Raw genomic sequence first — 15,031 nt, forward strand, 5'->3', positions numbered from 1 at the left:
TCTGAACTCGGTCATATTTACCCGTGCGAACCTGTTCATTTTACTGTTATTTCTTACTTATAGCCAGGATATCATCGAAGTACAACGTACCCGAGACAGGCTGGTTTGGATCACTCGCATTAACATAAATAGAGAACTCCTGAATACTCTTGGCCTTAACCGCGTCAAATGCAGCACCCGCATTGGCCGTATCCCACGGCGCAGGCTTGAATTCACTGAACGGAATCTCGACCCACCCAGCCTCTGTCCCGGTAAGTGAAGGATACGCCTCGAACGATACACCGCTTGCTTTCACCTGCAATACCAGCTTCTGCCCTTTGCCATCTGGTGCAAGCCACAGTCTCAGCGTATCCCGATCCGACCAGTCCACGCCATCCATTGTACGAGTTATACCGCCATATCCGGAACTACTCAGTGCATAGTCATACTGTAAACCATACTCTCCTGCACCCTTCTGATCCTGAGTTAGCCTAATTGTAATCTTATCCCCTTGTGCATTAGGGGTATAGGTATTACCAAGAGTGATATCATTTCCTGCATAACTCTCAAAATCATCCACCAGATCTTTATCGAAGACAGGCTCTGGCTTCACATGAATCAATTGAATATTATCCACATAGATTGGGCCTGTGTACTGCAAACCACTGCCTACAATCGATAGCATCATGGATGTTGCTGCGGCTGACTTCTCGGGATTATCCAGCACAATTTCGCCGGTATATTTCCCGTAATCCACACCATCCACCGTCACCTTCTCTAGATCGCTTAATGCCACGGGATTACTGATGTTATACTTCGTATCCCAATCATCCGGCAACGTGGCTGTTGCATAGATCGATGGCGTACTGCTCACACCAGCACTCAGCGGAACATACATATCTAGCGTCACTTTGCTGACATCAGCTAGCTTCACCTTCTGTGCGATGGCATCCAGCGTCAGCTTCAGTTCCTGCCAGGTATGTGTTCCATCCTCAAACTTGGCGTTGATCTTCAACATACCGCTACCATTGAATTCAGCCTGCTCCACAGAGTTAATTTCCGCCTGGAAAGCCCCGCCACTGGATACCCCATTTGTATCACTATCGAAGGTATACGTATATAACCTGCTCGCATCGAAATTAAAGTTAACTGCAACCTCATCCTGCATCACAATCTTCCCGTCTACATACGCCTTCACGTGCAGTGTCACACTCTGTTGATCCAGCTCTGAATCGGGATGCCATGCAGCCGTATAATAGTTGTCTTGCGTCGACAATGTCATCTCATGCTCTTCCGTCTCCTGCCCTACGCTGTAGACCACACGATCTGCTTGTTGTCCAAGTACCCGTGCACGTATCGTCACCTCGTTCTCCTTGATCTGCTGCTGGTTCAGCGGGGAGACAATATTCAGCTTCGGCGCGTTCGGCAGAGTAGACACATTCAGACTATAGACGGCTTGCAAACGATCATTGAACGCTGTATACGGCGCATTGTACAAACGCACAAAGTCATCTAATAGCTCGTGATTTCCAAGCTCGCCTGGCGCATTGCGATACGGAACGAAAACCTGCTCGGTTCCAAAGTTCGCCCATGTCAGCATATACGCCATCCGTTTGGCATCAGGATCGGATTCTAGGGCCTTGAGCAGGTTCGTAAACCAGGCTTTGTCTTTGTTGCCGGAGATTTTCATGCCTTTGGTACTGTAACCAAACTCACTGAGCGTTGCCACTTTATTTTTGCTGTCGGCAAGCCGCGAGATCATCGCTGCATCTTGAACTAATTTGGCAAACCATCCTTCCGAGCCCTCTGTTGAATCGTAGATGTCGAATCCGAGAATATCCACATAATCGTCACCCGGGTACGTCTTCAGGTATTCGCTCTCACTCCCGCTAAAGAATCCGTTTGGCGAGAAGACGTACAGGAAGTTATTCACGCCTTTGGTATCTCTCAGATATTCCACTGTGTAGCGATATAACTGCACATACTGCTCCTTCGACGTAAAGGCAGCTCCCCACCAGAACCAGTTCCCGTTATTTTCATGGAATGGACGGAAGACAACCGGAATGTCATTACCTTGACCATCCGATAACTGGTGAGCTAGATCCGCAATCTGATCGAGATAAGCGTTAAATTCAGCATTTTTGTCCCCACCAGGCAAGATATGCGACACAACCGAACCACTCGTATCGTAGAAGACCTCATCTGTCACAAAATTTTTCATATGGGCACTAAGGGTTACAATGCCACCTCGCTCGTATGCCTTCTTCATCACTGCCGCAAGGTTGGCTGTATTTTCTTCAGGACTAGCGTCCAGTGAACCGGGCTTCTCATTCCCTTCCAGACTCAATGTATCCCAACCGTATACCGCAGGAAATGCACCAACATTGTTAAACACATCCGATTGTGTACCATCGTTCGCCGTAATCGTTACCCCTTCCGTTGTAGCATGTTGCTGTCCGAATAAAATGGCTTCACCACGCACATTGTTCAAGTAAGCAAACAGTGATTTAGTAGCTGGAGAAGCCTGATCATCCACCAGCTTCACTGGACTCAAGTCAAAGGCAGATGTATCAATTGGAGTTTGATTATGATCAGGCGTGACACCCGAACCTGGATTAGACGGATTCGTTGGATTGGTCGGCGTCGTTGTGCCACCGCCTGAATTGCCACCGGTATTACCATCCGAGCCGCCACTTCCACCTCCATTGCCAGGGTTACTTACGCTACCACTACCATTTCCACTATTAGCCGCGCCACTACTGCTGCCATTGCTACTGTTACTCCCGCTTCCTGAAGCTGCACCTGTATCTGAACCGGCCTGTGTCAGCCAGGTATCCTGCGTGACAGCCTTACCATTAAGAAGCACGTCATCAGCCTGGATATCCACTTTACTCACCTTGCCTGCTCCAGTTACAGATGTCCCCTTCGCTTCCTTGGACATATGCAGCTCTCCCACACTGGAACCACTCTCCAGTTGTAATGTAGTACGTGCCGATAGTTTAGCGGAGTGTACTACTGTTCCCGAACCTAATGCAACGATTGCTGGACGCTCCACATGGAGCTGTTCTGCTATCGTGGTGCCTGTAAGTCCAAGCCGCACCTCACCCTCACGACGATCAACGAAAATATTGTCCAAATCGGAATCCGCAACGGTTACAGAGTGCGTACCTCCACCCTGAATGTAAGTGGTCCCCTTGACCGTCACCTTGGATAAATCAACATCTCCTTCGCGAATGCCTGCAGCAATGTATAAATTGCCGTTAATGACGATATCACTCAGTTTAATCCCATTTTGGTTGATAATCACATGACCTTGGATCACTCGACCTGCCGATGTGTCAAGCGTATTAATTACGGGTGCCAACTCATCTACCCAGGACAACATTTCAGCCCGGGTCAATGCACCTTCCGGTTTAAATGATCCATCCGGGTACCCTTCGATAACACCGGATAAGACACGAACCGATTCACGGGCATAGCTGCGGATATCAGACTCATCCAGGAAAGGCGTGGATGAATCCGCTCCTTCTGCTGCTTTTTGCAATCCAAAGGCACGAACAAGAAGCACTGCTGCATCCTCACGGGTGATCTCCTTGTCTGGCTTGGCTGTATTATTAGGATATCCCTGATAGTATCCTGCTTCACGGGCAATAGACAGAGCCGGAGCATACCAGTCACCTGCTTGCACATCTGCAAAGGACTCGTCCTGATCCAAGACGTAATATCCGAAGATTGTATTGATAGCGTTTACAAATTCACTTCTGCTAACATGCTGATCCGGTCGAAATGAACCATCTGGGTATCCACTGACCCAACCTGCGGTTAACCATTTGTTGATTAGTGGCTCAGCCCAGTGTCCCGACCAATCCGCAGCAGATTGCACTGTATTCACACGGTTACCATCAACCGCCTCACCCTCTGGGTTCGCATCTGCAAATGCAGGTAATGCTGTTGATCCAAGTAATACCACACTGAGTGCTGTACGCATAACGACCTGTGACTTCTTCATCGCTCTATCTCCTCCTTGGTTGTGATGGTGCACGTAATATTGCTGATCTTATTATGAAAAGCTCCTCTGTTATGCTGGTCTGGAGAGACACATCGGAAATCGAGCAAAGCCTTCAGAGCCAAGATTCCATCCATTCTCCAGACAGCAGAACACAGTCACCTACAGGTTCAGGAACGCCTGTAACGTTCGATCAGACAGACGGGGAATATACTCATGTCCATACTCATGGTACACAAGTAACTCTTTGTCCGACTGAATCCGGTTGTACACGGCAAACTGAGTAGATGGCGGACAGATCGTGTCCGCAAGCCCAGTTACAAACAGTACCTTGGCCTGAATTCGATCTGCCAGATTCGAGATGTCGATATACCCGAGTCTGGAGAAGATAGCATCCTCCCGCTCATGGTTCGGGTCAAATAATCGGAAATAGTACACCAGCTCTTCATACGCTGAACTTGCAGCGCCTAGCTCCCAGGCATGTCGATAATCCGATAAAAAAGGATACACTGGCACCGCCAGCTTCACTCGCGGTTCAAGAGATGCACAAGCGGTGGCTAATGCCCCACCTTGGGAACAGCCATACACGCCTACACGTTCTTCATCAACGTGTTCCATGGACATCAGAATGCGTACCGTCTGCACGGTATCAAGGAACACGTTTCGGAAATACAGCTTATCCGGATTAGGATCATCGATTCCCCGGATAATGTGTCCACGGATCGTTGTGCCTTTCACTTGCAGGTTGTCCTCGGAAAGCCCGCCCTGTCCACGGCAGTCCAAAGCGAGTACCGTGATGCCATGGGCAGCGTATGCAATCTTGTCGAACCAGTCGCCGCTATCACTGGAATATCCGTGATACATAGCCATAGCTTGCCCTTTGGCATTAGCAGATCCGGCGATTGGCCGAACCAGCTTACCATGGATGCGTGCTCCGCCTACACCTGTGAAATACAGGTGGAAGCACTCTACAAGCGGTGATGTAATGTCCGCGGGCACCAGTTCATATTCGAGCGATTGCGCGTCTAGCTCCGCGAGCGCACGGCTCCAATACGCATCGAAATCATCCGGTTTCGGACTGCTCCCGCTGTATTTTTTCAATTGTTCTAGCGTTGTCTCACCCATGTGTCCCTCTCCATTCATATAAGTACATGTTCATAAGTAACTTCTTGAAATACCTCTATTAGCGTAAAGAAAAGACGCATATGAGGATATCGCTGAGATTCATCTTCACATACGCCTTCGACTTGCGCTCTAACACTATACTTTCATTCAGTGGTTCTTAATGATCATTCAGCACATTGAACGAGCATTGAACATGTTCCAATTCACATACTCACACCTGCGTAGGAATCCCCTGATAAAATTGCTGGATGGCCCGCTCTGCCGGCTTGCCATACACACCATAACCATCATCAGTTAAGGCATCCTTCTCTGCATATAAATGTGCGCTCCAATCCCACAGTCCGAATCCGCGTACCCACTGACGCTGACTCACATGCCGGAACATGGCTTCATAGAAACGTGACTGTTCTTCGCTACTCACTTCACCTTCAAGTCCCCAATCGTTCGGCACCTGTGCCGAGCCACTGCGGCTGGGACATCCAGCTTCCGCGAAGAAGAAGGGTTTGCCATAAGGAGCAATCTCCCGTTCGATCCGATCGAGCTGTGCCTCCCAATCCCCGATGGGATAGTAACCACTGGAGGAGATCACATCCACGGCATCCCACCATTTCACATGACCTTCCTGATATTTGTCCGTATTGTACGACACTAGGCCTGAATACACCTCGCGCACAGCGGCAATGACATCACGCCACTCCTGATCTCGGCGCTCAGACTGCACCATCTCACAGCCAACGATGAACATCTCACATTTCTCCTGCTCTGCAATGGCTGCATAGTGCTGCTGAAATGCAGTGTAACTACGGAACCAATCCTTCCATTTCGGCTCACACGGCACATCGATATCAAAAAAATTAATATGTGCACGCCATGTACCATCTGTACAGTTAACCGTTGGCTTCAGAATCACCCGTAGCCCAAGGGTCCGGGCATATCGAATCATATCGACTAATTCGTCATCCTCGACCAGATGGTCTCCTCGATACTTCACTTCCACAGCTTGTGGATGATCCTGATGTGCCGCCAGTGCAAAAATAACATGTGAACTGCCTGTTCGCTCAGCCAGTAAACGCAAGGATTCTTTCGCTTCTGGCTTACGGAAGGCTCCCTTGCCACTCATCCAACCAAATGTAAATCCCTTGATGTAATCCATATGCATTGCTAAGGTAAAGCCCCTTTCATATCAATTACAGCTTGCCTTCCTCACGATCTCCAGCGATAACTTCATCCGTCTCAATCACATAATTCACAATCTCATCGACAGTTGTGTAAGCTACGCCAACATAGGTATCGGCTGCGCCATAATAGATCGCGATGCGTCCAGTCTCGGCATCATGCAATGTTGCGCACGGGAAGACCACGTTATCAACAAAACCTTGCTCCTCATACCATTGCTCTGGCGTTAATACGAAGTTAGATGAACGATATTTAACTTTGGACGGCTCATCCAGATCGAGAATAACCGCACCCATGCTATATACAAAACCATTGCAAGTTCCCGTTACACCATGGTAGAACATCAGCCAGCCTTCAGACGTCTCGATCGGTGCAGGTCCGCCACCAATTTTGACAGATTGCCACCAACCTTGGCCGCCTTTGCTCATGACGTGACGATGTTTGCCCCAATATACGAGATCAGGGCTTTCGCTTAGGAAAATATCGCCGAACGGCGTATGTCCACTGTCACTTGGTCTGGACAGCATCACATAGTTATCGTTGATTTTACGCGGGAACAATACACCATTGCGGTTGAACGGCAGCATCGGATTTTCCAGACGTACAAAGGTTTTGAAATCGTCTGTCTTTGCCAGTCCCAGTGCAGCGCCGTAGAAATCTGTACACCAGATGATGTAATACGTATCTTCTACCTTCACCAGACGTGGATCATACGCATAGTTCGGCATGAATGGTTCGCCTTGTTCATCTACAAAAGCAATGCGCTGCTCTTCAATCGTCCAGGATAACCCGTCCTCACTTGAGCCCATATGCAGGTGCGGACGACCATTAATCGTTTCTGCGCGGAATACACCGATGAACTTACCTTCGTAAGGAACAACGGCGCTGTTAAAAATACGGGCAACACCCTTCACCGGATTACGTGGCACAACGGGATTCGCGGAGTGTCTCCACACCGGTGCATCCAGTCCCTCCGGTTTATCTTCCCACGGCATATTGGGCAAAGCATCCCCAACAATGTGTACCTTTTTCGTTTCAGCAACTGTCATTTTTCATTTCTCCCTTCGGATTTTATTTCAGCATTCATTCACGATTTTTATTTCACGGAACCTTGCGCGAAGCCGTTGTAGATGTATTTCTGGAGCATCAGGAAGATGATCATGGTTGGAACAATGGCGATCATAATACCGGCGCTAATAACCTCCCACTGTGATCCGAAGGGTCCCTTGAACTTGAACAAGGCGGTGGATATAACTTGCAAACTGTCCTTCGGCATGTACAAGAACGGTGTATAGAAGTCATTGTAGATGTTCACGCCTTTGACGATAATAACCGTGACAATAGCCGGTTTCAGAAGCGGTAGAATAATTCTCCAATAAATGGTGAGATACGAAGCGCCGTCCAGCATGGCGGACTCATCCAGCGCACTGGAGATGGAGCCCAGGAATTGCAGGAAGATGTATACGGCAATGATATCTGTACCCAGATACATCACAATGGCTGCCCAGCGTGTATTGAACAGGTCGAGGGCGTTAATGATCTGGAACGTGGCGACTTGTGTCGTTACGCTTGGGATCAGGGTAGCCAGCAAGAATGCAGCAACCATAATTTTTTTGCCCTTAAATTTGAATCGATCCAGTACATACGCAATCATGGAACCGGTTAAGGTTGCACCCACAATCGAGATGAGAAGGATAATAATTGTATTTTTGAAACCAACGAGCATATTGCCGTCCACAAACGCTCTGGAATAGTTGGCAAAGTTCAGCCAGTCGGCTGGCGGTGTAAGCGGGCTGGTAGTCGCATATTCAGCATTGGTCTTGAGGGATGCAAACAGGATCACCACGATGGGCAGAAGCGCAATAAACGCTGCGAGAATTAGCGAAGCATACTTAACGATGCTTGCAAGTGTGTATTTGACTTGGTGCACGTTTATTCATCTCCTTTCATGGTGACACGCTGAACGAGCGTAACGAGAATAACGATCAGAAGCAGCACAACGGCCATGGCTGATGCGAGTCCCAGTTTGCCGTACTTAAAGGCCAGATGAACTGTCTGAATGACAAAGGTCATACTGCCGTTGGAACCGTCCGTCATAATATATGGAATATCGAACGCACTGATTGCGCCGCTAATCGCCAAAATCAGATTGAGCTGCAGGATGCGAGTAATACTCGGCAGGATAATATGGCGGAACTGTTGCCAACGGTTGGCACCGTCAATATCCGATGCTTCGTATACATCTTTCGGGATGGAAGAGATGGCACCTAGGAAAATAATAAAGTTAAATCCCATGTACCTCCATACGGATGCACCTGCGAGAGATACGTTAATGATGTTCGGATTACCGAGCCATAGCTGGGTGTATTGTCCAAGTCCAACGGCTTGCATGATGGTATCGAGTGTACCGTCCGGTTTGAAGAAGAACAGGAAGATGAATCCGATCGCAACACCATTTAATAAGTAAGGGAAAAATAAAATGCCTTTGAAAAAGTTTTTACCACGGACCTTGAAACTTAGTATCGTTGCAAAATAAAGCGCCAGACCCATCTGTACAAACGTGGCTACGAAATAGTACAGGCTGACAATAAATACTTTAAAGTACTCGGGGTCTTTGAAAATTCGGGTATAGTTCTCGAATCCAACGTAGTCGAACCGTTTGCTGTATCCATTCCAGTCGGTAAAGCTGTATTTGAACATGTTGATAACAGGCAAGTAGGCAAACGTGAACAACAGTGCCAGCGGAATGATCGAGAAGGCACATATAATAAATATGCGTTGCGCTGAGTAGCCCCAGTTGGATAACTTCAAGTATTTCATGCTCTCCACACCTCCAAGCGGTTCTACCGCTTTGTATCAAAAACTCTCTATAATATGCGGAATAACTGCGGGGAGCGGTTTATAGAAAAACAACCTTCAAGTTTCTCGGTGCCAATCCTTAACCGTATACTCCCCGCAGTACATCTGCTGTTCAATACACTTGCCTCCGTCTAAGTGCGCGTTCAAAAAGGGCGGTTTTCAGTACCGACAAGATGGGATGAAGATAGAAATGGAGTAGCGGAGCGTAGATTAAGCTACGTGAGCAACGGACATTTCGGCTGAATCCCATATTCGACGCTGAGATGCCGCAAGGCATCCTTCGTAATCAAAAGCGGACTTTATTGCGCGACTTCTGCACGTGCTTTTACCCACTTGTCATTGAGGTCTTTCATGATGTCGTCATACGATTCACTACGGTTGCCGATGGCTGCTTCGATAATGCGTTTCTTGAAGTCAGGCTGCCAGAGACCGATTTCACCCTCGTTGTCGATTTTGTCCATCAGGCCTTCTTGACCCTCTTTGGCAGGAGTCAGCGTAGAGAACTGTACATCTTTGTATTGATCCAAGATTGGTGGCAGTTCAGCGCTCTTGTCTGCACTCATACCTCCACCTTGTTCAACTGCATAATTGGACTTCTCAAGGAACCAGTCAATCCATGCTTTGGCAGCAGGTTTGTTCTCGCTGTTCACGTTCATGCCGATGTTGTAATCGGCTGACAACGGAACAATGACATCACTAGCATTCGTAGGGAAAGGCAAGAAGCCGATATCGTCTGGCTTATCTGTCAACCCTTGAATCTGTGTAATTGCCCATGAACCCAGCGCCATCGTTGCGATTTTGCCATTAGCCAAGTCTGCTTTGGAGCTTTCCCAGTCTGTCGTGGTTGGATCTTTCTCGATCAGACCGTTCTTGGCTGCATCATACAGCACTTTGTACAATTCATAGTGCGGCTGTCCTGGAACAAAGTTATCATCTGTATTCGGTTGATCCACGTTAACGTAATCAATGCTGCCTGCAACGGTTGGCAGATCAGCTTCCCATTGTGTCAGCGCCCAGCCAGAAGCATAGTTCGTATATAGTGGAATCGCATCTGTGTTGTCTTTCACCAATTGAAGCGCTGCCTGGAATTGCTCAGGCGTCTTAGGTACTTCAGCGATACCTGCATCCTTGAACACTTGTTTGTTATAAATGATGCCGGAGAATGTGATGACTGTAGGAATACCATACACTTGACCATCCACCATGCGCTCTTCGATCGCTGTGTATTTATCTTTCAATTCATCGTAAGTACCGAGCGGTTCAAAAAAGTCCGGGATATCGGCGATAGGAACACTCGTCGGAATCATCAGCACGTCACCGTAATCCTTGGTGCTCATACGAATTTTCACTTGTCCCTCATAATCCGCCAGAGCCTGAAAATTCACTTTCACATCCGGATACTCCTTATTGAACTCGGCTGCGTAATCTTTGAATACGGTATCAACAATATCTGTACGTTGCGTCAGAACGGTGATTTCGCCCTTGATGTCTGCAGGATCAGTACTAATTTCCTCTCCCGCTTGCGAAGATCCACCTCCCGATGAACATGCAGCAAGCAGCGAAGTAATGAGCAGCATCGTTAGCAGCATCATCCAGCCTTTGTTTTTTCTCAATTGTTTCGACCCCTTTCATGAATCTGTTAAGTTATCGTTAAGGTTACAAGTTCGATTCTATTATGGTAACGCTTACCTGTCAATTGATTTATTTCATATCTTTTATAAAAATTTAAGTCTGAATCCGTTGACAAGGAAATTTCAGCGCACTAATATTAACCTATAAAGTTAACGATAACTTAATTTATTCATTTTTTTATATTTTGCATGCTACTGAAGGAGCGCTCTGAATGACTGTAAATATGATTCAGCTTCAATCCGAAATAACGGAGCATTGGGAGAAGAAGATTTTACCTTTCTGGTCTAATCTGAAGGATACAACGAACGGTGGGTTCTACGGTTGGGTCGGTAATGATCTTCAAGTGGATCGCCAGGCACCAAAGGGCGGGATTGCTACAGCACGGCAGCTCTGGTCGTTTGCAGCAGCCTACCGCGTAACCGGGCAAGACATCTGGCGTGAGCACGCCGAACATGCTTATCGTTTTCTCGCAGACCATGTGATCGATCCGGAGTATGGCGGGATGTACTGGATGGTTGATGCTGTAGGAAATCCACTGGATACGAGTAAACATGTCTATACGCAATCGTTTGGTGTATACGCATTAAGTGAGTACTACCGGGCCACCGGAGATGATTCAGCACTGGAACTTGCGAAAACGCTTTTTGCTCTGATTGAGACGAAGGGATTGCACTCGGATATACCTGCCTACAAGGAACAATTCGATCGATTCTGGAACGAACAACCGAATGAAATGTTAAGCGAAAACGGGGTCATTGCGGATTATACGATGAATACACATATCCATGTGTTAGAAGCCTATACCACCCTCTACAGGGTGTGGCCGGATGCACAGGTGAAGGCGGCATTGGAGCGCCTGCTCGCTATTCTGTATGAACGTGTATATGACCAGAACACGAAGTTTCTCGGGGTATTTTTCAACAAAAAGTGGGAATCCATCATTGACCTACGCTCGTTCGGACACGACATCGAAGCAAGCTGGCTGATTGACGATGCCCTGAATGTGCTGGGACTTGAACAACATCCCGCGTATGCCGCGATGGTTACAGATATCGCTTACAATATCTCCAACATCGCTGTGCAAGCGGATGGATCACTGATGAATGAACAAGAGGGCGAGCATGTCGATGAAACGCGAATCTGGTGGGTTCAAGCCGAAGCCATGGTTGGATTCTATAACGCATATCAACGCACGGGTGATCCACAGTTTCTAGAAAGAGTCGAACGGCTGTGGGCCTACACCAAAGAACACATTGTTGACCATCGCACAGGTGGGGAATGGCACTGGTCGGTTGATGGAAACGGTACACCCGATCAGCACGAGGTTGCCGGGCCTTGGAAATGCCCGTATCACAACAGCCGATTTTGCATTGAACTAATTGAGAGGATGGGATAAGCATGATACACCCGAAATACAATGAGCTATTGGAGAAACAGGAGCAGCTTCTGTCACGTTCTAATGAGATCGATTCTTCCTTCTACAACGGCGTATATGATCGGTACCTGTACCCCGTAATCACCCGCCATCATGTGCCTTTGCACTGGAGATTTGATCTGAATGAAACGACCAATCCACATTTCATGGAGCGACTGGGCATCAATGCAACACTGAATCCGGGAGCCATCTACTTCAATGGCAAATACGTTATGGTGATTCGGACAGAAGGGCTTGATCGCAAATCAATTTTCGCTCTCGCTGAAAGTGATAACGGGATTGATGGGTTTCGGTTTACAGGTAAGCCGTTAGTCTGGGAAGATATCGATAAGGATGAGACCAATCAGTACGATATGCGACTCGTTCAGCATGAGGATGGATGGATTTACGGTATCTATTGTTCAGAACGCAAAGACCCAGATGCCCCTGAATTTGACACTTCCAGTGCAGTCGCTCAAGCTGGGCTTGTACGTACCCATGATCTGGTCAGCTGGGAACGCCTGCCTAACATTACAACGAACTCCCCTCAGCAGCGAAATGTTGTGCTCCATCCCGAATTCGTTGGGGGCAAATACGCCTTTTACACGCGTCCACAGGACGGATTTATCTCAACAGGAAGTGGTGGCGGCATCGCCTTTGGTCTGTGTGATGACATCCTGAATCCCGTTATCGATGAAGAGACCATCATTGATGAGCGTAAGTACCATACCGTATATGAAGTCAAAAACGGACAGGGCCCTGCCCCAATCAAAACAGATCGTGGCTGGATTCATATTGCACATGGTGTGCGTAATACAGCAGCTGGCTTACGTTATGTGCTGTACACTTTTGCCACAGATTTAGCTGATCCAGCTAAGATTATCGCTAAGCCAGGCGGACATTTCATCGCACCTTATGATGACGAGCGTGTGGGTGATGTATCCAATGTTATTTTCTGCAATGGTGCTGTCGTTAATGAGAAGAACGAAGTCTTTATCTATTACGCGTCCAGCGATACCCGCTGTCATGTGGCAACAACAACGCTGGAACAACTGGTTGATTACACATTCAACACACCTGCCGATCCATATCGTTCACTGGACTGTGCTATCCAGCGTGCTAATCTGATCGAACAGAATGAGAAGCTGCTACAGGTTGTTCAAAAGTAAGCTTCAGATTCCAGCACTTCAACAGAAGTAATAAACTTCATGTGGGTGCAACCGTCTTCATCGCACTCAATTTATGCTAAAAATCGTAAAAGAACAGCCGGAATTGCTTTATTCGAAGGAAGTAACAGGGTATACTATTAGTGCGTGTTCAACAAGGTCGGTTTTTAGTACCGAGAAGATGGGATAAAGCTAGAAATGGAGTAGCGGAGCGTAGATGGAGCTACGTGAGCAACGGACATTTCGGCTGAATTCCATCTTCGACGCTGAGATGCCGCCAGGCATCCTTCGTAATCAAAAGCGGACTTTTTGAACTACCTCTAGTATGGATTGTTATTATGTTTAAAAGAGTGAAACCTCATAATGACAGCACATTGTACTTAGACCAGCTTGAAGGAGGCGACCAAAGCTGAAGAACAATATCACCATGCGGGATATCGCCGACAGGCTCGGGGTCAGCAGTGTGACCGTCTCGAAAGCGTTGAATGATAAAGATGGTGTCAGTGACGAATTAAAAGAAAAGATTAAAGTGCTTGCCGTAGAGATGGGCTATCGGTATAATGCCACTGCCCGCTCCATGAAGGAAGGCCTAACTCATAATATCGGGGTTATCATCCCTGAACGTTTTACCGGACCTACGCAATCGTTCTATGTACGCGTGTTCCAACGCATTACAAGACACTTAGAGGATCAGGGCTACTACGGTATTCTGCACATTCTTAATGAAGAGGATGAAGAAGGATTAACGTTGCCCAAGCTGTACAGTGACAATAAGGTCGATGGCTTCATCGTGCTCGGTCAGATCAGCAAAGAGTACATTGAACTGGTGCGCTCGATGGATGTCCCCAAAATGTTCCTCGACTTCTACGATGAGCATTCCGATATCGATTCTGTTGTAACCGATAACTTCTATGCTGCTTACGAACTTACGAATGTTCTCGTACAACAAGGACACCGCAGTATTGCTTATGTGGGCAACCTATACTCAACCAGCAGTATCCAAGATCGCTTCCTCGGGTATTACAAATCACTCTTGGAGCATCGCATGCCAATGAACCCTGAGCTCATCCTGAATGATCGGGACGAACGCGGAACGTTCATTGAAATAGATCTGCCTGATTCGCTGCCTACGGCGTTTGTCTGTAACTGTGATCAGGTCGCTCATCTGCTTGTTCAGAAGCTAACATCGATGGGTATTCAGGTGCCTCAGCAATGCTCTGTTGTTGGATTCGATAACGATATCTATGCCCTGCTCTCCGAACCTAAACTCACAACAGTTGAGGTCGATGTAGAACAGATGGCACGTACCGCTGTTCAATCGATGCTGAAGAAGGTCGACAACCCGAACCGCAATTTCGGCCGCGTGCATGTGAAGGGCAACATCATCTATCGGGATTCCGTTAGTGCTGCGCCTGAAACTCTGGAGATTCAATCGCCAACTTCGATATAAAAGATAATAAGTGCTTCCGGCCATAGTGGCTGGGAGCACTTTTTTTTGCTTGGTTCGTTCACATATTATCTTAATTAACGCGCATAGATACCTTTGATTTGTACTTGGGAATGGAAATATTCTAAATTTCACATTGACTAATCATTGTATCAAGTCTAGATTAGGTACATACATCTCATATTAACAATAATAGTATATATTGGTTTTTATTTTAAATTTAATAT

Annotated in this window: 10 protein-coding genes; 3 read left to right on the forward strand and 7 right to left on the reverse strand. The window is 47.3% G+C overall.

The genetic code is table 11. The features are described from left to right. Positions 1-46 precede the first annotated feature (46 nt). The 7 genes from DMB88_RS28580 to DMB88_RS28610 form a co-directional block, all read right to left on the reverse strand. On the reverse strand, positions 47-3,988 hold the full coding sequence (locus tag DMB88_RS28580; protein ID WP_128104003.1) for a glycosyl hydrolase: 3,942 nt from the start codon (positions 3,986-3,988) through the stop codon (positions 47-49). A gap of 159 nt (positions 3,989-4,147) precedes the next feature. After that, positions 4,148-5,110, reverse strand: a complete 963-nt coding sequence (locus tag DMB88_RS28585) for an acetylxylan esterase (protein ID WP_128104004.1) — start codon at positions 5,108-5,110, stop codon at positions 4,148-4,150. Positions 5,111-5,321: 211 nt separating this feature from the next. Then, entirely contained in the window at positions 5,322-6,263 is a 942-nt protein-coding gene (locus tag DMB88_RS28590) for a glycoside hydrolase family 113 (RefSeq protein WP_128104653.1), read from the reverse strand. A gap of 34 nt (positions 6,264-6,297) precedes the next feature. Continuing rightward, positions 6,298-7,335, reverse strand: a complete 1,038-nt coding sequence (locus DMB88_RS28595; RefSeq protein WP_128104005.1) for a glycoside hydrolase family 130 protein — start codon at positions 7,333-7,335, stop codon at positions 6,298-6,300. A 47-nt stretch (positions 7,336-7,382) separates the two neighbouring features. Continuing rightward, positions 7,383-8,216 (reverse strand): carbohydrate ABC transporter permease, encoded by an 834-nt coding sequence (locus tag DMB88_RS28600; protein WP_128104006.1) that lies wholly within the window; start codon positions 8,214-8,216, stop codon positions 7,383-7,385. A gap of 2 nt (positions 8,217-8,218) precedes the next feature. Beyond that, entirely contained in the window at positions 8,219-9,106 is an 888-nt protein-coding gene (locus DMB88_RS28605) for a carbohydrate ABC transporter permease (RefSeq protein WP_056703492.1), read from the reverse strand. Between the two features lie 338 nt (positions 9,107-9,444). Next, the gene (locus DMB88_RS28610) at positions 9,445-10,758 is read right to left on the reverse strand and encodes an ABC transporter substrate-binding protein (RefSeq protein ID WP_128104007.1); all 1,314 of its coding nucleotides are present in this window, start codon (positions 10,756-10,758) and stop codon (positions 9,445-9,447) included. Positions 10,759-11,000: 242 nt separating this feature from the next. On the opposite strand from DMB88_RS28610, the gene DMB88_RS28615 reads away from it, so the two are divergent. From DMB88_RS28615 to DMB88_RS28625, 3 genes are all read left to right on the forward strand, one after another. Continuing rightward, positions 11,001-12,173, forward strand: coding sequence for an AGE family epimerase/isomerase (locus DMB88_RS28615; RefSeq protein WP_128104654.1), 1,173 nt, complete (start codon positions 11,001-11,003; stop codon positions 12,171-12,173). 2 nt (positions 12,174-12,175) lie between these two features. After that, a complete protein-coding gene (locus DMB88_RS28620; RefSeq protein WP_128104008.1) occupies positions 12,176-13,360 on the forward strand; it encodes a glycoside hydrolase family 130 protein in 1,185 nt (394 codons plus the stop codon). A gap of 460 nt (positions 13,361-13,820) precedes the next feature. Further along, positions 13,821-14,807, forward strand: coding sequence for a substrate-binding domain-containing protein (locus DMB88_RS28625; protein ID WP_254438384.1), 987 nt, complete (start codon positions 13,821-13,823; stop codon positions 14,805-14,807). Positions 14,808-15,031 lie beyond the last annotated feature (224 nt).

It is taken from the genome of Paenibacillus sp. DCT19, from assembly GCF_003268635.1.
GTDB lineage: Bacteria > Bacillota > Bacilli > Paenibacillales > Paenibacillaceae > Paenibacillus.

Coding starts and splice junctions, on each gene's coding strand:
- DMB88_RS28605 (WP_056703492.1), bottom strand. CDS start 9,106: ATGAAATACTTGAAGTTATCCAACTGGGGCTACTCAGCGCAACGCATA.
- DMB88_RS28590 (WP_128104653.1), bottom strand. CDS start 6,263: ATGGATTACATCAAGGGATTTACATTTGGTTGGATGAGTGGCAAGGGA.
- DMB88_RS28580 (WP_128104003.1), bottom strand. CDS start 3,988: ATGAAGAAGTCACAGGTCGTTATGCGTACAGCACTCAGTGTGGTATTA.
- DMB88_RS28620 (WP_128104008.1), top strand. CDS start 12,176: ATGATACACCCGAAATACAATGAGCTATTGGAGAAACAGGAGCAGCTT.
- DMB88_RS28615 (WP_128104654.1), top strand. CDS start 11,001: ATGATTCAGCTTCAATCCGAAATAACGGAGCATTGGGAGAAGAAGATT.
- DMB88_RS28585 (WP_128104004.1), bottom strand. CDS start 5,110: ATGGGTGAGACAACGCTAGAACAATTGAAAAAATACAGCGGGAGCAGT.
- DMB88_RS28595 (WP_128104005.1), bottom strand. CDS start 7,335: ATGACAGTTGCTGAAACGAAAAAGGTACACATTGTTGGGGATGCTTTG.